The sequence below is a fragment of the Campylobacter sp. BCW_6889 genome, assembly GCF_001762535.1.
Lineage (GTDB): Bacteria > Campylobacterota > Campylobacteria > Campylobacterales > Campylobacteraceae > Campylobacter_D > Campylobacter_D jejuni.
This window is the reverse complement of sequence record NZ_MJWZ01000019.1, coordinates 69700-89969: the sequence shown is the minus strand read 5'-3', so window position 1 is coordinate 89969 and position 20270 is coordinate 69700. Positions and strand designations below refer to the sequence as shown.

Annotated in this window: 23 protein-coding genes; 9 read left to right on the top strand and 14 right to left on the bottom strand. The window is 29.4% G+C overall.

Annotated features, from left to right (window positions below):
* Positions 1 to 176: 176 nt before the first annotated feature.
* The 3 genes from AJ939_RS01765 (at position 177) to mog (ending at position 3580) form a co-directional block, all read left to right on the top strand.
* On the top strand, positions 177 to 1931 hold the full coding sequence (locus AJ939_RS01765; RefSeq protein WP_070276182.1) for a hypothetical protein: 1755 nt from the start codon (positions 177 to 179) through the stop codon (positions 1929 to 1931).
* 102 nt (positions 1932 to 2033) lie between these two features.
* Positions 2034 to 3017, top strand: a complete 984-nt coding sequence (gene corA, locus AJ939_RS01760; RefSeq protein ID WP_070276184.1) for a magnesium/cobalt transporter CorA — start codon at positions 2034 to 2036, stop codon at positions 3015 to 3017.
* A 20-nt stretch (positions 3018 to 3037) separates the two neighbouring features.
* Positions 3038 to 3580 (top strand): molybdopterin adenylyltransferase, encoded by a 543-nt coding sequence (gene mog / locus AJ939_RS01755; RefSeq protein ID WP_002842823.1) that lies wholly within the window; start codon positions 3038 to 3040, stop codon positions 3578 to 3580.
* Here the strand turns inward: mog and AJ939_RS01750 are convergent.
* Positions 3577 to 3762 (bottom strand): hypothetical protein, encoded by a 186-nt coding sequence (locus AJ939_RS01750; RefSeq protein ID WP_044778932.1) that lies wholly within the window; start codon positions 3760 to 3762, stop codon positions 3577 to 3579. The two genes, mog and AJ939_RS01750, sit on opposite strands and share 4 nt — an antisense overlap.
* A 125-nt stretch (positions 3763 to 3887) precedes the next feature.
* On the opposite strand from AJ939_RS01750, the gene AJ939_RS01745 reads away from it, so the two are divergent.
* From AJ939_RS01745 to AJ939_RS01725, 5 genes are read left to right on the top strand one after another with little or no spacing between them, the layout of a single operon-like run.
* Positions 3888 to 5075: a M48 family metallopeptidase gene (locus AJ939_RS01745; RefSeq protein ID WP_004305587.1), complete on the top strand. Its 1188-nt coding sequence runs from the start codon at positions 3888 to 3890 to the stop codon at positions 5073 to 5075.
* Positions 5072 to 5887, top strand: coding sequence for a HemK/PrmC family methyltransferase (locus AJ939_RS01740; RefSeq protein ID WP_070276186.1), 816 nt, complete (start codon positions 5072 to 5074; stop codon positions 5885 to 5887). The genes AJ939_RS01745 and AJ939_RS01740 overlap by 4 nt, the downstream gene beginning before the upstream one ends.
* A gap of 12 nt (positions 5888 to 5899) precedes the next feature.
* Positions 5900 to 6370: a DUF4149 domain-containing protein gene (locus AJ939_RS01735; RefSeq protein ID WP_002871299.1), complete on the top strand. Its 471-nt coding sequence runs from the start codon at positions 5900 to 5902 to the stop codon at positions 6368 to 6370.
* A 37-nt stretch (positions 6371 to 6407) separates the two neighbouring features.
* A complete protein-coding gene (flaC, locus tag AJ939_RS01730; RefSeq protein ID WP_002871300.1) occupies positions 6408 to 7157 on the top strand; it encodes a flagellin C in 750 nt (249 codons plus the stop codon).
* Between the two features lie 35 nt (positions 7158 to 7192).
* Positions 7193 to 7825 (top strand): YggS family pyridoxal phosphate-dependent enzyme, encoded by a 633-nt coding sequence (locus tag AJ939_RS01725; protein WP_002871301.1) that lies wholly within the window; start codon positions 7193 to 7195, stop codon positions 7823 to 7825.
* 12 nt (positions 7826 to 7837) lie between these two features.
* Here the strand turns inward: AJ939_RS01725 and dnaE are convergent, their stop codons facing one another.
* Positions 7838 to 11440, bottom strand: a complete 3603-nt coding sequence (dnaE, locus tag AJ939_RS01720) for a DNA polymerase III subunit alpha (RefSeq protein ID WP_004305583.1) — start codon at positions 11438 to 11440, stop codon at positions 7838 to 7840.
* 195 nt (positions 11441 to 11635) lie between these two features.
* On the opposite strand from dnaE, the gene AJ939_RS10510 reads away from it, so the two are divergent.
* Entirely contained in the window at positions 11636 to 11878 is a 243-nt protein-coding gene (locus tag AJ939_RS10510; RefSeq protein ID WP_257841545.1) for a SelT/SelW/SelH family (seleno)protein, read from the top strand.
* Positions 11879 to 11890: 12 nt separating this feature from the next.
* Here the strand turns inward: AJ939_RS10510 and AJ939_RS01715 are convergent, their stop codons facing one another.
* From AJ939_RS01715 to AJ939_RS01660, 12 genes are all read right to left on the bottom strand, one after another.
* Positions 11891 to 12220, bottom strand: coding sequence for an ArsC/Spx/MgsR family protein (locus AJ939_RS01715; RefSeq protein ID WP_002861397.1), 330 nt, complete (start codon positions 12218 to 12220; stop codon positions 11891 to 11893).
* Positions 12217 to 13557: a class II 3-deoxy-7-phosphoheptulonate synthase gene (locus AJ939_RS01710; RefSeq protein ID WP_070274958.1), complete on the bottom strand. Its 1341-nt coding sequence runs from the start codon at positions 13555 to 13557 to the stop codon at positions 12217 to 12219. The genes AJ939_RS01715 and AJ939_RS01710 overlap by 4 nt, the downstream gene beginning before the upstream one ends.
* Before the next feature lie 23 nt (positions 13558 to 13580).
* The gene (uraH, locus tag AJ939_RS01705) at positions 13581 to 13994 is read right to left on the bottom strand and encodes a hydroxyisourate hydrolase (protein WP_002852246.1); all 414 of its coding nucleotides are present in this window, start codon (positions 13992 to 13994) and stop codon (positions 13581 to 13583) included.
* A 132-nt stretch (positions 13995 to 14126) separates the two neighbouring features.
* The gene (rplS, locus tag AJ939_RS01700; RefSeq protein ID WP_002861395.1) at positions 14127 to 14483 is read right to left on the bottom strand and encodes a 50S ribosomal protein L19; all 357 of its coding nucleotides are present in this window, start codon (positions 14481 to 14483) and stop codon (positions 14127 to 14129) included.
* Between the two features lie 9 nt (positions 14484 to 14492).
* A complete protein-coding gene (trmD, locus tag AJ939_RS01695; protein ID WP_053872575.1) occupies positions 14493 to 15197 on the bottom strand; it encodes a tRNA (guanosine(37)-N1)-methyltransferase TrmD in 705 nt (234 codons plus the stop codon).
* On the bottom strand, positions 15194 to 15733 hold the full coding sequence (gene rimM, locus AJ939_RS01690; protein WP_053872574.1) for a ribosome maturation factor RimM: 540 nt from the start codon (positions 15731 to 15733) through the stop codon (positions 15194 to 15196). Before rimM ends, trmD begins: the two co-directional genes overlap by 4 nt.
* Positions 15726 to 15968: a KH domain-containing protein gene (locus AJ939_RS01685; protein ID WP_002861392.1), complete on the bottom strand. Its 243-nt coding sequence runs from the start codon at positions 15966 to 15968 to the stop codon at positions 15726 to 15728. The genes rimM and AJ939_RS01685 overlap by 8 nt, the downstream gene beginning before the upstream one ends.
* Before the next feature lie 2 nt (positions 15969 to 15970).
* Positions 15971 to 16198 (bottom strand): 30S ribosomal protein S16, encoded by a 228-nt coding sequence (rpsP, locus tag AJ939_RS01680; RefSeq protein WP_002852274.1) that lies wholly within the window; start codon positions 16196 to 16198, stop codon positions 15971 to 15973.
* A gap of 64 nt (positions 16199 to 16262) precedes the next feature.
* On the bottom strand, positions 16263 to 17600 hold the full coding sequence (gene ffh, locus AJ939_RS01675) for a signal recognition particle protein (protein ID WP_070233227.1): 1338 nt from the start codon (positions 17598 to 17600) through the stop codon (positions 16263 to 16265).
* Positions 17601 to 17666: 66 nt separating this feature from the next.
* On the bottom strand, positions 17667 to 18419 hold the full coding sequence (locus AJ939_RS01670; protein ID WP_053872572.1) for an RluA family pseudouridine synthase: 753 nt from the start codon (positions 18417 to 18419) through the stop codon (positions 17667 to 17669).
* Complete coding sequence (gene waaA / locus AJ939_RS01665) at positions 18400 to 19557, bottom strand: lipid IV(A) 3-deoxy-D-manno-octulosonic acid transferase (RefSeq protein ID WP_004305574.1); 1158 nt, start codon at positions 19555 to 19557, stop codon at positions 18400 to 18402. The genes AJ939_RS01670 and waaA overlap by 20 nt, the downstream gene beginning before the upstream one ends.
* A complete protein-coding gene (locus AJ939_RS01660; RefSeq protein WP_002888864.1) occupies positions 19554 to 20270 on the bottom strand; it encodes a zinc ribbon domain-containing protein in 717 nt (238 codons plus the stop codon). The genes waaA and AJ939_RS01660 overlap by 4 nt, the downstream gene beginning before the upstream one ends.

The window sequence follows — 20270 nt, the reverse complement described above, 5'->3', positions numbered from 1 at the left end:
ACTCTCCTACTTGTTAAAAATTTCATCCTGATAATTTTAAAATTATTAGGATGGATGTTTTTATTGTATTTATTTTTTTATTTTTGTTTTATTATTTAATTTTATAAAAATATAATTATCTTTTTATGCAACTTATAAGATAATATTAGATTTTAATGTAACTATCAAGGAAAAATATGTTTGATAAAATTCATTATTATTATTTTAATGCTAATTATGAAAAATGTTTAAACTTGAGTGAGCAATTTTTAAAAGAAAGTCCAAAATTTGCTTTAGAATTTGCTACGCTTTCTTCTTATAAACTTTCTCTTTTTCAAAAAGCTTTATATTATGCTCAAGAGCTTTTTTCTTTAAATCCTACAAGTTTTAATGGTCTTATACTTGCTAAAAGCTATATTGAAAATTTAAGACTTGATGAAGCCTTGAATTTATTACAAACACTTTTAACTCGCAAAGATGATTTAGAAGATGAACTTAAGTTAGAATTGGCTTTTATTTATAAACTGAGTAATAAACTAGAAGAATCTGAACAAATTTTCAAAGAATTACTTTCTAAAGATATGTATAATCTTAATCTATGGAAAAATTATGCAGAAATTTATTTTAAACATGATTTTACCAAGGCATTAAATGCACATGAGCACTTGTGTCATTTTATGCAAGATTTGATTGATAAACTACAAAAAGGAATCATTGCTGAACAAACCAATCTTAATTTAATTAAACTCGAAGATAGGCTTCATAGTAAAACCAAAGAAAATCTTACTATTTCTAAAATAGAAGATTTTTTAACTCATCAAATTTTACCCCAAAAAGCATACTTGCTTTTTAAGCTTTTTAGAATATCTGATTCTTTAGAACTTTTTCAATCACTACAAGAAGCCAATCAACACCATGCACAGTTTTGGCAAAACTATGCTAAGGTCTTAGAATTTAATTCAAACTATCAAGAAGCTTATTATGCTTATAAAAAATGTCTTAGTTTGGATTCTCATGCAACCTATCAATTTGATTTGGCTTATCTTTTGATGCGTATGGGAGTGGATGATAATTTTGAAGAGGGTAAGAAATATTATGAAAGCAGATTATTTTATGCTCATAATGAAACTTTTTCTACTTATCATTATAATGAAAGCCTAAAAGCTTTTAATAAATTTGGCGTTGATGCTTTTAAAAATAAAGAAGTTTTAGTATTTTGCGAGCAAGGCTTTGGCGATACTATAATGTATGCAAGATGCTTAGAAAAACTTTGCAAAATCGCTTCAAAGGTTTTATTTGCTCCTCAAAGTGCCATGTATGAAATGTTTAAAAATCAAATCAAATTTTTAAATCAAAATGATGATATTTTTAAAAATGTAAAGGTTTTAAAAAATCTACCTACAAATTTTGATTATGCTATTCCTATTTGTTCTTTGCCTTTTTTTATTGATATTAAGCTTGATGAGATTTCACGATTAAAAACACCTATATTGCCACAGAAAAAACCGCATAATAAAAGAAAAAAACTTGGTATTTTTTACTCTACTCCTAATGCTGAAAATTCTGATTTATTAAGAAATGTAAAATTTGAATTTTTATTTGATGTATTAAAAGACTTAGATTATGAAATCATTTCTTTTCAAATGCAATTAAAAGAAGAATTGCCTAAGGTAATAGAAGATAGAAGCAAGCTTATAGAAAATTGGAATGATACTCTAAATTATTTATATGATATTGACTGTATGCTTAGTATTGATAGTGCTATAGCGCATTTAAGCTTAGCTATGGATATTCCTACTATAGTTCTTTTACATCCTAGATTTGATTGGCGTTGGGGAAAATTTGAAAATCCTAAAAGTTATTTTTGGCCAAAAGCAAAATGTTTTATCATAAAAGAACAAGAAGAAACAAAAAGGAATTTGCAAAAACTGATTAAAGATATTTTAAATTAAAGCTTAGTTTAAGAGCTTTAGGTGGAAAATTTGGTTTTTGATTTGCAAAAGATTTTTAAACTAATCAAGGTATAATTTTAAAGTTAAAAATAAGGAATAACTATGCTCTATGTTTATATCAAAACTCAAAATGCTTTAGTTCAAAGAATCAACTTTAATCTCGATAGTCAAGAACTACCACAAAATATTTTATGGATTGATTTACTTCATCCAAGTGCAGCGGAAATTGCTTTTATATCAAGTGAATTTAATCTTGAGTTTCCTACAAAAGAAGAAAGAGAAGAAATAGAACTTAGCGCAAAATATTGGGAAGACAATGCGACAATAACCATCAATGCTCATTTTTTAGTAAGAGATCTTAAAAGCGATGAAGAAGATAGGAATTTAATCAAGCTTCGCACAGAAATTGTTACTTTTGCTACAGCTAAAAATATCTTATTTACTATAAGATATAACGAATTTAGCACTTTTGAAGAAATTCAAGCAAGGATTTTAGCTAGTCCGAAGAATTTTGAAGATGGTTTTGATATTATTGATAAAATGTTTGAAGTGCGCGTTGAAAAAGATGCGGATTTACTAGAATGGATAGATAAAGAAGCAAGACGCTTAAGAACAAGTGTTTTAGAAAAAAAAGATGAATATAGTTATGATGAAATGCTAAAGGATATTTCAAGCTTACAAGAGCTTAATATGCGTGTAAGAGATTCTTTATTTGATAAACGTCGTGCTATGACTTCTTTACTAAAAAGCGATAAAATCGATAAAGATATAAAACAAAATCTCACTATAGTTTTAAAAGACTTAAATTCTTTGGTTGAATTTAGTGTTTCGCAACTTAATATCTTAGACAATATTCAAACCATTTTAGCTAGCCAAATCAACATAGAACAAAACAAAATCATTAAAATTTTTACCGTTGCAACTGTTGCCATGATGCCTCCTACTTTAATAGGAACTATTTATGGTATGAATTTTAAATTCATGCCAGAACTTGAACTTCACTATGCTTATCCCATAGTGCTTGGCGTGATGGTAATTTCTATCATTTTACCTTTGGTTGTTTTCAAGAAAAAAGGATGGTTATAAAAATTTATTAAGGAGGAACAATGGATACGATAAACATAGGAATTTTAACCCTAAGCGATAGAGCAAGTAGTGGTATATACGAAGATAAAGCTACTGCTGAAATTGAAAGAGTGTTAAATTCATATATAAAAAATGATATTATTTATCATAAAGAATTAATCCCTGATGATTATGATTTGATCATTAAAAAATTACTTTATCTAGCAGATGAAAAAAAATGCGATTTGATTGTTACAAGCGGAGGTACAGGTCCAGCACTTCGTGATGTAACCCCAGAAGCCACGGAAGCCGTGTGTGATAAAATGATGCCAGGTTTTGGAGAGCTTATGCGCTTAGAAAGTTTAAAATATGTCCCAACAGCCATACTTTCAAGACAGAGCGCAGGAATTCGCAATAAATCTTTTATCATTAATTTACCAGGAAATCCTAAAGCTATAAAAGAATGTCTAGAGCCTGTTTTTCCAGCTATACCTTATTGTATTGATTTAATAGAAGGTGCTTATATAGAAGCAAATGATGAAGTTATTAAGGTTTTTCGCCCTAAGAAAAAATGTCAAAATTAAAATTTATTAGCTCTGATAAGTCTGCTTAATTGTCTAGCAAGCAGACTTGCCGAAGCTTCATCTTTGCTTATCTTTTGCACTTTATTTTTAAACTTACAAAGTCTGTCATCTAAAATCACATTATTGATTGGAATTTTAGGCTTTTCTTTTTGCTTTTGTGAAATCTTTTTCTTAAAAAACATTCTTTAATCCTTTTTTATAAATATACATCAACTTAGTTGAAAAGAATATTATTTTAGATTTTAAGCTATTAACTTTATTTCATTATTTTAAGCTAAAATTCGCAAAAACTAATCAAGGAAAAATAATGACTTTAATTGCAATTTTATGTCTTTACACAGCACTTTTATCTTGGATTTCCTATACTCAAATTCGTTTCTTAGAAAGAGAAAAAGACAAACAAGCTCAAATTTTAAGCGAAAAAGACTATCAAAATGCAGCAGACATTGCCATCGAAAATGAAAAATTTAAACTATTTTCCAATTTTTATAATTTAATCATCAATATTGCATGGATAGGTTTTGGATTTTTATATCTTAAAGAATTACTTATCTCAAATAACACTCGTTTTGAAAATACTTTATTTTTATTATCTTTTTTAATAATCACAAGTATTTTAAATCTACCTTTAAGTATTTATGAAAGTTTTATCAAAGATAAAGCCCATGGTTTTTCAAATATGACTGTAAAACTTTTTATCAAAGACACTGTAAAAAGTCTTATTTTAACTTTAATATTTGGATTTTTAATCCTTTATGCTTTGCTTTTTTGCTATGATTTTTTTGGAACTTTTTGGTGGATTGTGGCCTTTATTTTTGCCTTTTGTATTATAGTGATTATAAATCTTATTTACCCTACCTTGATAGCACCTATTTTTAATAAAATGGAAAAACTAAACGATGAAAATTTGCTGAAAAAAATCAGCTCTTTAATGAAACAATGTGGGTTTAATGCAAATGGGGTTTATGTTATTGATGCAAGCAAAAGAGATAAACGTTTAAATGCTTATTTTGGTGGACTTTTTAAAAGCAAAAGAGTGGTTCTTTTTGATACATTATTAAAAGCTTTAAATGAAAGAGAACTTTTAGCTGTTTTAGGACATGAGCTTGGACATTTTGTTCATAAGGATGTTATCAAAGCTTTATTTAACGGTGCTATAACTATGTTTTTACTTTTTTTTGTTTTTGCAAATTTACCTGAATTTGTTTACTTAGAAAGTCATCTAGAAGGAGTAAATGGCGGTGTATTTGCTCTTTTATTTATCTTTGCAAATATTTTTAGCTTTTTAATCTCTCCTATACTTAATGCCTTAAGTAGAAAAAATGAATTTGCAGCTGATCAACACGGAGCTAAAGTTACAAGCAAAGAAGATATGAAAAATGCGTTGATAGCTCTAGCAAGAGAAAATAAAGCTTTTATCAAAACAAGTAAAATATATACATTTTTTTATCTCAGTCATCCAAGTATTAGCGATAGAATCAAGGCTCTTTCTTGACTATAAAAAATGCTCTTATAGAAGCTAAATCTAGCTTAAAAGGTTATGAAAATGAAGCAGTATTTATACTCTGTGAATATCTAAAAAAAGATAAAGCTTGGTTATTTTTAAACCAAGATATAGAAATAGATCACAAACCTTATTTTGAGCTTATAAGACATTTTAAATCTGGAGAACCTTTTGAATATATATTTGAAAAAGTGGATTTTTGGGGCTTAGAATTTAAGATAAAAAAAGGCGTTCTAATCCCTCGTTATGATAGTGAAATTTTACTTTTTCAAATTTTAAATTTATGCAAAAAAAATACTTTTAATAAGATTTTAGAAATAGGATTTGGAAGCGGAATTTTAAGCATTGTTTTAGCCAAAGAACTTGGGTTAAAAATCACAGCCTGTGATATCAATCCTAAAGCCTTAGAATTAGCTTTAGAGAATGCCAAATTACACAAAGTCGATCACTTGATTGACTTTAAACTTTGTAATTTTAAGCAAATTAAAGAAAATTATGATTTTATTTTTTCAAATCCACCTTATATTAAAAATTCATATCCTATAGATATTTGGGTACAAAAAGAACCCAAAGAAGCTTTATTTGGCGGAGAAAAAGGATATGAAATTTTAGAAGAAATCATACATTTTTCCCTCGATAAAAAAGTTAAATTTTTAGCTTGCGAATTTGGCTATGATCAAAAAAAAATTTTGGAAAAAATTTTATATCAAAATAATTTCATTGTTGATTTTTTCAAAGATGAACAAGGTTATAATCGTGCTTTTATAGCTAAATTTACAAATATGCGTTATGATAAAAAATAAAAGGAGAAACTTTTGAAAGCTGTTAATTTATTTTTACTTGCCTCCATCATAGGGGTTGAACTCATACTAGGAATAGTTGTTGCACCAACAATTTTTTTTCCTCAGAATCTTATAGGGGAAGGAGTGTTGAGCCATTTTCAAAGTGGCTTAATGATGACGCAAATTTTTATTAAAATGGGATATTTACTGATTTTTGTTTCAGTGGTTAATTTTTTATATGAAATTTATTCTCTTATAAAAGATGAAATAAAATTTCAAATAAAATTTTCAAAATTTATGCTGAGTTTGCTTATTTTGATTTTAAGCTTAATATTTGTTTTTTATTTTACTAATACCATAATTGAACTCCAAAACTTAGGAGAAAACGCTACAAAAACTCAAGAATTTATCAGTATCCATAATGCAAGTGAAGTGGTGATTAAAATCATCTTGATAATGCAAGTTTTTTTATATTTCTTAAGCTTTAAAATAGCAAAAAAATGATAAAATATAAATAAATCTGAAAGAGAAGGAGTAGGCCATGATGATCTCTGAAGCAACTATGATGCAACAAAATTATTATTTAAATAATGCACAAAAAGCTAGCGATAAAGCTTTAGAAAATATTGCAGCTGTTCGCGCAATAAGTGGAGTTGATAGTGCTAATTTAGCTATTGCTGATTCTTTAAGATCTCAATCAAGTACTATAGATCAAGGTGTCGCAAATGCTTATGATGCTATAGGGGTTTTACAAATTGCAGATGCTAGCCTTACCAATATCTCTCAAAGCGCAGATAGACTTAATGAACTTTCAGTAAAAATGAACAATGCTGCACTTAATGATTCTCAAAAAGGAATGCTAAGAACAGAAGCAACACGCATACAAGAATCCATCAATGATTCTTTTAATAATGCAACTTATAATGGAAAAAATGTCTTTCAAACTATGAATTTTGTAGTAGGTAGCGGAACTGAAACTACAAATTTAAATCCATTAGCAACAGGTGGATTAAACATAGATAATCAAGATAGTATTACAAATTTTATGGATCAACTTGGAAGTTTAAGAAGTGAAATAGGCTCAGGTATCAATGCCATCACATCAAATATTAATGCAAGTGTTCAAAATAGCATCAACTCAAAAGCAGCTGAAAATAATTTACTAAATAATGATATGGCAAAAAATGTTAATGATTTTAATGCCAATTATCTAAAAGAAAATGCTGCTGCTTTTATTGCTGCGCAATCCAACATGCAGCTTCAAAGCAAAATTGCTAATTTACTACAATAATATAAGCCCTAAATAGGGCTTATTTCTTTATCAAAATGACTTTAGAGCAAATTTTAGAAAAAACCAAAAACGTTCGTCTTGTAGCCGCAAGCAAGTATGTCGATGCAAGTATAATTGAAAAGCTTTTTGATCAAGGTATAGTAGAATTTGGAGAAAATCAAGTCCAAGCTCTAGCACAAAAAAAAGAAAATCTTGATGAAAAAAAACTAGACATAAAGTGGCATTTTATAGGAATGCTACAAAGCAACAAAATTAATCTCTTAATCAAACAAAAACCTATATTATGGCACTCTTGCAATGGTATTAAAATAGCTAAAGCTATGGACAAAAGACTTGATTATAAATTAAATACTTTATTAGAAATCAATAGTGCAAATGAAAATAGCAAAAGCGGTCTAGATCCAAATCAAGCTGTAGAAGAATATTTACAAATACAAGAAGAATGCTCTAATCTAAATCTTTGTGGCGTAATGAGCATAGGATCACACAGCCAAGATAAAGAAAGTATTATCAAAAGCTTTGAAACTACATTTAAAATTTATGAAATTCTTCAAAAACATGGGGCTAAAATTTGCTCTATGGGGATGAGTAATGATTTTGAAATTGCTATAAAATGCGGATCCAACTTAGTAAGACTTGGAAGCATTTTATTTAAAAATCTTAAGTAAGAACAATCTTACTTAAGCATATTTATTAGAAATTTCCTCTACTATACTATCAGAGATAATAAAATCTGTATGATAAAGCAAGCAAGATCCCGCGCTAATAACTTTTAAAACAAGTTTTTTATTATTTTTTTCATTAGGATTATGTGCATTTCTAGCAATTTCATGAATTTCATAGATTAATTCTCTATTTAATCTTGTCAAATCTAGCTCTATGATATTTTTTTCAAATTCCTTAGGTTCTGCGGTAAAATGATTTTCTTCTTTATTTTTGAAATCTTTTTTTGCTCCAAATTTTTTTATAGCTTTAATCTCGCCATCTTCAAGACTTTGTAAATCTTTAATTGCTTTTAAAAAAAAGCTAGGCTTCTCCCCTCCCTCAGCTTTAAATCCCAATACAAAACCATAGGCATTATTTTTTAAATTTTCATCTTTGATGATGTTTTCTATTTCTTCTACATTGCTTTCAAATACAGTAGCATCAAACGAAGAATAATAATCCAAAATTTCAATTCTACCATAACGCTTATTATTTTTACTCATCATGGATTTGAAATCTTCAATTTTACCTATACTTAAAATTTCTCCATTGTTTTTTAAACTTTCAAAATCTAAACTTTTAACATAATCTATGGCATTAATTTGTTCATAAAATCGATCTAAAGGATGGCCTGAAACATAAATTCCTAAAATTTCTTTTTCATATCCTAATTTTTCCATCACTTCAAATTCTTCATTTTTGGGAGTAAAATTTACTTGAACACCTGAAGTTAATTCCTCTTCACCAAAAAGAGAACTTGCAGCATTTTTTCTTACTTCAGCCATTTTACGCGATGCTTCGCTAAGATTTTCCATATTATCAAACAAAGCTTTTCTAGTAAAACCAAACTCATCAAAAGCCCCTGCCTTAATAAGACTTTCTAATGTTCTACGGTTTATTTTGGTAGGATCTATCTTACCTAAGAAATCATTAATATCCTTAAATTCTCCATCTTGTCTTGCTTCAAGTAAATTTTCAACTGCAGGAATACCCACACTTTTTATAGCCCCAAGTCCGTATATAATAGCATCCTTGCCATCTTGCTCTAAAGCACTAAATTCACGGATCGCTTTGTTAATCGATGGAGGTAAAAGTTTAATATTCATTTTTTTCATCTCATCAATATAAACAGCAATTTTATCCACATTGTTTTCTTCGCTTGTTAAAAGCGCTGCCATAAATTCACTAGGATAATAAGTTTTTAAATAAGCTGTTTGAAAAGTAATCAACGCATAAGCCGCAGAGTGAGATTTATTAAAACCATATCCTGCAAATTTTACGATAAGCTCCCATAAATCCTCAGCTTTTGCTCTATCATATCCTTGTTTTTCTGCTCCATCTGCAAAATCAGTCTTAAGCTTTTTCATCTTTTCAGGATCTTTTTTACCCATAGCACGACGCACTACATCAGCACCTCCTAAAGAAAAGCCACCTATAATTTGAACAATTTGCATAACCTGTTCTTGATAAACGATAACCCCATAAGTAGGCTCTAAAACCTTTTCTAAACTGTCAAAAGGATATTCTATACTTTTTAAACCATGCTTTCTGTCGATAAAATCATCAAGCATTCCTGATTCCATAGGGCCTGGACGATAAAGCGCAAGAACCGCAATGATATCTTCAAAACGCTCTGGTTTTAAGCGTGCATTTAAGCTTTGCATACCGTCTGATTCGATTTGAAAAATCCCTAAAGTATTTCCACTTTGTATGGTTTTATAAACTTTGCTATCATTTACATCTATAGTTTCCCAAATAATGTCTTTATTATAACGCTTTTTAATAAGCTTGATTGCATTATTGATTACTGTTAAGGTTTTAAGACCTAAAAAGTCAAATTTTATCAAATCCACATCTTCTAAATGATCTTTAGAATACTGCGTTACCAAATGTCTTTCATCATTTTTACTTTGTCTAAAAAGCGGAGTTTTCTTCCATAAACTTTCATTAGAAATTACAACACCCGCTGCGTGCATACCCGCATTGCGATTTAATCCTTCTAAAGCTCTTGCATATTCCCAAACTTCAGGACCTTTAGGATGACGATCAATAAATTCTTTGATTTTAGGTTCTTTTTCATAAGCAGCATCAAGAGTGATTTTAAGCTCTTCAGGCACAAGTTTAGCAAGCTCATCAGCATCTTGAATACTCATATCACAAACTCTAGCCACATCACGAATCACCCCTTTAGCTAAAAGCTTACCAAAGGTAATAACCTGTGCAACCTTATCTGCTCCATATTTATCAATCACATAATCAATCACTTCAGCACGTCTGTCTTGACAAAAATCCACATCAATATCAGGCATGCTCACACGCTCAGGATTTAAAAAACGCTCAAAAAGTAAACTATAAGGAATAGGATCTAAATCCGTAATCCTCAAACAATAAGAAACCAAACTTCCTGCAGCTGATCCTCTTCCAGGACCTACTGGAATGCCTTTATCTTTAGCCACTTTAATAAAATCATGAACAATAAGCATATAACCTGAAAATTTCATATTTTTAATGATATTAATTTCTACCTCAAGTCTTTGTTTGTATTCTTTATGCTTGCTTTCATCGATAAATTTTAATCTCTCTTCAAGTCCCTTTTTACAAAGCTCTTCAAAAACTATGTCATCATTATCAAAGCTAAATTCTTTTGTTTCTTCAGGCAAGGTAATATTATGATCTTTAGCATATTCTCTTGTAAATTTGAAATTCGGTGGAGTGGGATTGCCAAGATTAAGCTCTAAATTACATTTTTGCGCGATTTCTTGTGTATTTTCTATAGCTTCTGGAATATCTGCAAAAAGCTCACTCATTTGCTCAGGGCTTTTAACATAAAATTCATGCACACTATGACGCATTCTATCAGGGTCATTAAGTTTTTTTCCCATAGCTATACACATAAAAACCTCATGGGCAGCCGCTCTTTCTTTAAAAGTATAATGCGTATCATTTGTAGCAATGATTTTTATATTTAATTCTTTAGAAAGTCTGATAATATCATCATCTATCATTCTTTGATCACCTATACCATGACGCATGATTTCAAAATAAAAATCATCTTTAAAAACTTTTTTATACCATAATGCTGCTTCTTTTGCTGCTTCATAGCCTTTTGCACCAAAACGCACATTTCTTTCACTATAAGTATTTAAGTGCCAATTTACTTCACCTTGCAAGCAAGCAGAAGAACAAATAAGACCTTCGCTATATTTTTCTAAAAGCTTTTTATTGATACGCGGATAATAATACAAACCTTTAATATAACTTTGAGAACTTAAATACATTAAATTTTGATATCCGATCTCATTTTTTGCATACAAACAAAGGTGAAAACGCTGACGAGAACTTTTATCATCTAATTCATCGTGATTATGTAAATACGCTTCCATACCAATGATAGGTTTTAAACCTTGTGCTTTCATTGTTTGATAAAAATCAATTGCCCCAAACATATTTCCATGATCTGTCATAGCAACACTTGTAGCACCCTGCTCTTTTAAAGTCAAAGCTAATTCTTTAAGCTTATTAGCTCCATCAAGCAAAGAATATTCTGTATGTAAATGCAAGTGTGTAAATTGACTCATTTTCTTCCTTTAGTTTTTTAAGGCTTATTTTAATTTTGATAAAAATTATAAATTTTTCTCGCTGAATTTGAAAGAAATTGACCCTAAATTTCAACTTAAATTTTACAAAAAAGGCAAAAATTCAGCCAAAATAAACTATAATAAAAATTTAAGATTTTAATCTTAAATAAAATAAACTTTTCAAAGGATGAAATGATGAAAGTAAAAATTGCTTATTGCAATCTTTGAAATTATCGCCCACAAGCTGCAAGGGTTGCAGAAGAACTACAAAGCGATTTCAAAGATGTTGAAGTAGAATTTGAAATTGGCGACAGAGGTGATTTTATCGTTGAAGTAGACGGAAAAGTTATCTTCTCTAAAACACAACTTATTAATTGCGAAAGTGAAAGATTTCCATATCAAAATGAAATTAATCAATTAATAAAAAATAGAGTGTAATCAAACACTCTATCATAATATTTTCTCATATTCCTTGCCAATATATATGTTTTGCTCATACTCGATAATAGGACGCTTAATACAGCTTGGATTTTCTAATACAATTTTCTCAAGTTCTTTTTCATTTAAACTTTTAACTTTTTCTTTGTTTAAACCAAGTTTTTTAGAAGTTAATCCAGCAGTATTGATAAGATCTTCAAAAGATTTTTGTTTTAACCATGTGTATAAAATATCTTGATTAATCTTTTTAATATCCATAAAATCAAATACAACACCTTTTTGTGTTAAAGCATCCATAGCTTTCTTTACAGAATTACAATTTTTAATACCATAAAGTTTCATTTTCTAGCCTTTTTTACTAAATCTGCAATTAAAAAAGCAAGCTCTAATGCTTGATCCGCATTAAGCCTTGGATCGCATTGAGTCTCATAACGATCTTCTAAGCTTTGAGCAGTAACATTGCTTGCACCACCTGTGCATTCTGTTACATCTTTTCCGGTCATTTCAAGATGCACTCCACCTGGATAAATCCCTTCGCTTATTGCAATCTCAAAAAAAGATCCCACTTCTTGCATGATTTTATCAAACTCACGTGTTTTAAAATTACCTGCTTTTACTGTATTTCCATGCATAGGATCTATGCTGTATACTAAATTTAAACCTTCACTTTTAAGTTTGGAGAAAATTTTTGGCAAATTATTGATAATTTTATCTGCACCCATGCGGATAATAATATTTAATCTTCCTTCTTCATTATTTGGATTTAAAACATTTGCTAAAGCTATGATATCATCAACACTTGCACTAGGTCCTATTTTAACCCCTAAAGGATTTTTTACTCCTCTTAAAAAATGTACATGGGCTTCATCAAGCGCCCTTGTTCTTTCACCTATCCAAAGCATGTGAGCTGAACAATCGTAAATTTCTCCACTTAAACTATCCACTCTAGTTAAAGCTTCTTCATAAGGCAAAAGTAAAGCTTCATGTGAAGTATAAACACTAACTTCTCTTAGACTTGGGGTATTACTTGTATTAATCCCACAAGCTTCCATAAAAGCTAAAGCTTGTGAAATTTTTTCACTGATATTAGTATATTGCTTATGGAGTTCACTCTTTTTTAAAAAGCCCAAATTCCAACGATGTACTTCATGCAAATCTGCTAAACCACCCTTAGCAAATCCGCGCAACAAATTTAGCGTTGTTGCACTTTGATAATAAGCTTCAAGCATTCTACGTGGATCAGGAATGCGTGCTTGTTCGCTAAATTCAAAACCATTAATAATATCACCACGATAACTAGGAAGACTTATACCATTTAACTCTTCAAAATCACTACTTCTTGGCTTGGCAAACTGCCCTGCAATACGACCAATTTTTACAACAGGACATCCACCGGCAAATGTAAGCACTATAGCCATTTGAAGTAAAATTTTAAACATATCACGGATATTTACAGCGCCAAAATTTTCAAAGCTTTCAGCACAATCTCCACCTTGAAGTAAAAAAGCTTCTTTTTTACAAACTCTTGCTAAAGACTTTTGAAGATTTCTCACTTCTCCAGCAAAAACCAAAGGAGGAAGTTTCTCAAGTCTTGCTAAAACTCTATTCATTTCCTCTTGATCTGGATAGATAGGTTGCTGTTTTATGGGATAGTTTTTCCAAGAATTCTTAGTCCACATGGTTTTTTCTTTCGTTTTATTGATCAGCTTCCTCTATAAGTTGAATAACCAAAAGGAGAAAGGGTTATTGGAACATGATAATGTTTTTGATCTTTAGAAAGCTCAAAACTTACCTCTACAAAAGGATAAAAAGTATTTATTTTGTGTGATGTGTAATAGTCTTTTGTAAAAAATTTAAGCTTATAAATTCCAAAAGCCCTATTTTCAGCTTTTTCATATGGTAATAAATCCCCTATTCTACCATTTTCTTCGGTAAATTCTTCACTTACTTTTTTCCACTGTTGATTTGCTTCCAACTTATAAAGCTCAACTTTTACTTTAGGAGCGGGTTGTCCAGAAGTAATATCCAAGACATGAGTGCTTAATTGATATTCAGTAGCACTCAAAAACATTGGCACGCTTGCTAATATTAATAAAGTTTTTTTAATAGAAAACATTTTCTCTCCTTATATAATATTTACAAGGAATATTATATAAGAGCATTATTAATAATTAAAATCAAATAATAAAAATTATAAATTAATTATAATTATTTAATTGTTAGACTTATAATAAAAAATAATTATAAATTATTTTTTAAGCTCTTTAATACGTGCTGCTTTACCGCGTCTGTCTCTTAAGTAGAATAATCTTGCACGGCGTACACGACCACGACGCAAAACAATAATACTTTCCAAACTCTCACTATAAATAGGGAAAATTCTCTCAACGCCAACATTATTAGCACCCATTTTACGTACGATAAAAGTTTCGCTTACGCCATTACCTCTTCTAGCAATACAAATACCCTCAAAATTTTGGATTCTTGTTTTATCTCCTTCTTTGATACGAATTGCAAGCTTTAAAGTATCACCAGCACGAAAATCTGGAACATTTTTACCTTCAATTTGTTTTGCTTCAAATTGTTCTATATATTTATTTTTCATAAAAATCCCTTATTTTTTGCGTTCATGCTCTAAAAATAAATCTGGACGAAAAAATTTCGTTTTGCAAGACGCCAAAGTAGTTTTTAAACTTGCAATTCTAGCGTGATTACCCTTTAAAAACTCTGAAGGAGTATAAAATTTTTGATTTTTTTTCTCAAAAATAAAAGGTTTTGAAAAAGCAGGTGCTTCGAGTAAATTATTTTCAAAGCTTTCTTCTTCCAAACTTTCCATATTCCCTAAAACCCCGTTAACATTTCTTAAAATCGCATCACACATTACAAGCGCAGGTAATTCTCCTCCTGTTAAAATAAAATCCCCTATGCTAAAAACTTCATTCCCAAAAATTTCAAGCACTCTTTCATCTATACCTTCATAGCGCCCACATACAAAAACTATGTGTTCTTTTTTACTTAAGCGTTTGGCGTCTTTTTGATTAAAAGTTTTACCACTTGGATTTAAAAAAATAAAATAGGGATTTTCTTTTTTTTCTTGAATACTTTTTAACACCTCATACATAGGTTCAGCTTGCATCAAAAGTCCAGCTCCACCACCTATTTTATAATCATCGACTTTATGATAAGAATTTTTAGAAAAATCTCTTGGGTTATAAAAATTAAGTTTGAAAAGTTTTTTTTCTTTTGCTCTTGCAAGTATAGAATCCTGAAAGTAAAATTCCATAAGATTAGGGAATAAAGAAACGAAACTAAATTTCATGAATTTTCTAAAATTAAAAAAGCATCTTGCGTGCAAAAAATCTGTCGTTTTTCTATATCTATATTTTTAACAAATTTATCTAGATACGGAATAAAAAATATTTTAGAATATTTTTTATTCACCCATTTTTCATCACTTTGAATTTCAAATAAATAAGAAGCTCCAGTTTCCAAGATATCAACAACTTTACCTAATCTTTTATCTTCTTCAAAAACTTCACACTCTAAAATATCAAAATAAAAAAACTCATCTTTTTTTAATTTACAAGTTTGTCTGCTTTTCTCGATACTCTGAAAAAGAATAAGATTGGTTAATTCTTTAGCTTTTTCTATATCTTCATAATTCTCAAATAAAACAGTAGAATTGCTTGCATTATAATGCTTAATCTTTAATATTTCTTTGGTATTTTTTATAAAAAAGGTAGCATCTTTTTTAAATTGAGAAGAAAAGTCGCTCAGGTTATGCAATTTTACATAACCCTTAAGACCCACAGTTTTACCAAGTTTTGCAACTTGAACAAAATCTTTTTCACTCAAGTGCTTTTACCGTTACCCTATAAGAACTTGCATCCTTGCTCTTATAAGCAGAGATTACGGTTTTTATAGCATTGATCATTTTTCCATTTTTACCTATAAGCTTACCTGTATCAACCTTATGTGCAAAAAGAACAATCTCAAAAAAATTTTCACTTAATTCAATTTTTTGAGTGTTAATCTGTTCAGGATAATCTGCAATTAATTTTGCGTATTCCCTAAGAAAATTCTCTACCATGATTATTTGCTAGTGATAGAAGCAACTTTATCGCTAAGTTTTGCACCAACACTTTTCCAATAAGCTAAACGCTCTGCATCAACTTTAATTACCTCAGGTTCTACCATAGGATTATAATATCCAATACTTTCTATCCAACCACCATCGCGACGTTTTCTACTGTCTGTAACCACAATACGATAAAATGGTCTTTTAGTTCTACCCATTCTTGTAAGTCTAATAACTGTCATTTATACTCCTTAAAAATTAAAAATTTTATTTATAGATACTATAAAAAGTATTTATAAATAAAATTTAAAATTGTCTTCTAGCTTGGCTCATCATTTGTGTCAAATTCTCCATTCCTTTTTTGCCTGAAAATCTTTTTGCAAGTTTTGCTGCATTACTAAATTGTTTTAAAAAACGATTGACTTCTACCTGAGAAAGACCTGCTCCCTCTGCTATACGACGTTTTCTAGCATTATTTAACAAATCAGGATTTTCTCTTTCTTTTGGAGTCATTGAAGAAATCATTGCCTTAATATGTATAATCTCTTTAGAATTATCCAAATCTATATCTTTTACCGCATTTGCCATTCCGCCAAGCCCTGGTATCATACCGATTAAAGACTTCATACTTCCTAATTTTTTAATACTTTCCATTTGGTTAAGAAAATCATTAAAATTAAATTCACCTTTTTTGATTTTTTGATTGAGTTTTTTAGCTTCTTTTTCATCAATCACTGCAGCAGTTTTTTCAGCTAAAGTAGCCAAATCACCCTCGCCCATGATACGACTTACTATGCGATCTGGTATAAAAACTTCTAAATCTGCTACTTTTTCACCTACACCAATAAATCTTAAAGGAATACCGATTTGTTTTGCTATACCTAAGGCTACTCCACCTTTAGTATCTGCATCAAATTTTGATAAAATTACCCCGCTGATACCTAAAACTTCATTAAAACTAGCCGCAGTCTTAACCCCATCTTGACCACTCATTGCATCAGCAACATAGAAAATCTCATCAGGATTTAAAACATCCTTAACTGCTTTTAATTCATTCATCAAAGTCTCATCTATAGCCAAACGCCCAGCAGTATCCACAAGCAAAACATCCACCATAGAACTTTCAGCCTTTTTTAAAGCCTCTTTAGCAACCCTAATAGGATCTTTTTCATTTTCTATGAAGAAAAGTTCAATTTCATTAGCTTCACAAAGTTGTCTTAGCTGCTCCACTGCCGCTAAACGCTGTAAATCACAAGCTGCAACTAAAACTTTTTTATTGCGTAATTTTAAATAATTTGCAAGTTTGATAGTGCTTGTAGTCTTACCGCCCCCTTGCAAACCTGCCATTAGAACTACTGTTGGGGGTTTAGAAGCAAAAACAAAACCTTGATTTTTGCTATTGACACTTAAAATATTTTCTAAATTTACTTTAATGGCATTTAAAAATTGTTTTTGACCTATTCCGTTTTGCTTTACATCTTCTTCTATCGAAGTCAAAAGCTCTTTAGTTACCTTATGGTGAACATCTGCTTTTAAAAGAGCTTTTTTTAAGGTTTCTAAAGCGTTCTTAAGTGCTTTTTCATCATCAACAAAACGTAATTTATTAATCGCTGATTTAAAAGATTCGCTAACTAACTCAAACACTTTATCACCTTTCTATAAAATTTTTAATTAAACCTTGCATTATACAAAATTTTTTCTTAAATGGCTTTAAAAATCTAAATTTTTTATCTCAAAGCCAACTTTTGCAAAACTATTATCTAGCTCAGCCTTAAAATAATAATCAAAAATTTTAATTTCATAACTATGTAAATACATTCTATCGCTTGAAATTTTAGCATATTTTTCATCACCTACAACGCCATGTTTTATAAATTTAGCATGCGCTCTGATTTGATGAGTTCTACCTGTTTGAATGACTATTTTTGCTAAGGTTTTTTTTGACTGCAACATAATAGGAGTAATGATACTTAAGGCACTTAAACCATCTTTTGAAACTTTACTTAATGCTCCACATTTTGCTTTTATGGTAAAAATAGGCTCATTCACTTCAACCTCTTCAGCCAAAACCCCATCTAAAACCGCAATATAACTTTTATAAACTCTGTGTTTTTTAAATTCTTCTATACAAAGCTTTCTAAAATCTTCATCTTTGCAAAGCAAAATCACACCGCTTGTTTCTTTGTCTAAACGATTTAAAAGCTTGGCATTAAATTTTTTCTCCAAGTCTTCACTCACATAAGCGTAAGGTTTATTAATAGCAATAATCTTATCATCTTCAAAAATAATTTGAGGATTTTTGGTTTTTATCACATTAAATCTTGCCTTATCGTTCATCAAAGCTCTAGCAACCACAACTTTTTTTCCATGTGAAAAAACACAACCCTTATCAATCAAATCTTTAGCTTCACGATTTGAAATTTTTTCTTGCAAAGCTAAGAGTTTATAAGCTTTTTCTTGCATCAATTCCCTTTTGTATAGTTTGCATGATAAGATCTAAATTTTCTTTTTTGGAAATTTTAGCTTTTAAATTTAAATAATGGATTTTATCATTTAAATCTTTTAAATTTTCACAAAAATATACATTTTCTACTTCTTCAAACAAAGCCTTTTGATTGTGAATAAATTTCCCGCTGATTAATACATTGTCAAAATATGCCACTTCTATAGGATTATGTCCTCCTATACCTTCTATGAAAGAACCTCCAAGCACAACAACATCAGAAATTGCATAAAAATTTACAAGCTCCCCTAAAGTATCTAAAAGTAAAATTTTTTTAGAAAATTTCTTATTTTCATCTTTTAAAGAACTAAATTTTTCAAATTCTAAACCTTTGTTTAAAAGTAAATTTTCAACTTCTTTAAAACGCTCAGGGTGTCGTGGGGCGATAATGAGTTTTTCATTTTCTTCTAGTTTAAAATGATCAAGTAAAAGCTCTTCTTCATCTTTATGAGTACTAGCAAAAATGATAAGTTTTTCCTTAGGTTTGGTATAAATTTTATTATTTTTAATTTCTAAATTTGCCTTAATATTTTTAAAAATTTTAACATTTTTAGCTCCCAAACTTTCAAGTCTTACTTTATCTAATTCACTTTGAGCAAAAACTTCATCAATATAAGAAAAAATTTTTTTATAAAAAAAAGAAAATTTTTGATAAGAATGATAAGATTTATCAGATATTCTCGCATTAAGCAAAATAATCTTAGCCTTATAAATACGTGCCATAAAAACAAGCATAAGCCAATATTCTGCTTCAAAAATTACCAAAACCTTACAAGGATTAAACCAAAAAGGCAAAAAATTTTCAAAAGCAAGATAATTTACCTTTTTACAAAATTCTTTTGCACATTCAAAACCTGTTTGAGTAATAGTAGTTATTCTTGAATCAAATTTCAAAACCAAAGCTTTAATACTTCTTACCTCCCCGTAAGAACAAGCATGAAAATGTACATCAGCTTTTTCTTGATGTAAATTTTTATAAAGAAAAAATCGAGATTTTAAACTAATTTTGTATTTGGATTTTAAAAAAGAAAGCAAAAGAATAAAGACGGCACAAAATAAAAATGCCGTCCAAGTTAAAAAATAATAAAAAAAGATCAATTTTGCTCTTCTTGCTCTTTATAAAGAATTCTTCCACAATGAGGACAAGTTACAATCTCTTCACCTTTTACAACAGACAGATAAGTCTTATCGTAAATTTTCATAAAACATCCATAGCATGCTTGTTTTTTAACAGGAACTACAGCAGTATTTTTCGCCCATTTGCGAATTTTCTCATAAAAACTTAAAACTTTTTGATTCATCTCGCCCACAAGTTTGGTTTTTTTATCATAAACACTCATTCTATCTTTTTCAAGAACTTCCATTTCAGATTTAATGCTTACTCTAATCTCATTAATATTTTGCTCTTGTTTGATTTTTTCTTCTTCAAGTTCTTTTTTATAAGTTTCTTTATTCTCTAAAATTTTATCTAGTCTTACAATTTCATCATTTGCAGCGTCTAATTGCTCTTTTGCAATATCTTCTTCAATTTTTAAAGCATTAGCTTCTTTTTCTGTTTTTACTGCACCACTTTTTTTAGAAAGCTCTTTAATTTTTGCTGAAAACTCGGAAATATGAGCATTATTTTGCACTTTTTGATTTTCTATATCTTTAATTTCTTCATCGATTTTTTCTAAATCTGTGTTGATTTTTCCTATTTTTAACTCAGCATCTTTTAAAGTCTTATTAATACTGTCTATTTTTGGTTCATAACTATCAATTTCTTGATCTATTTTTGATAAAAGCACTAATTGTTCGAGATATTTATTCAT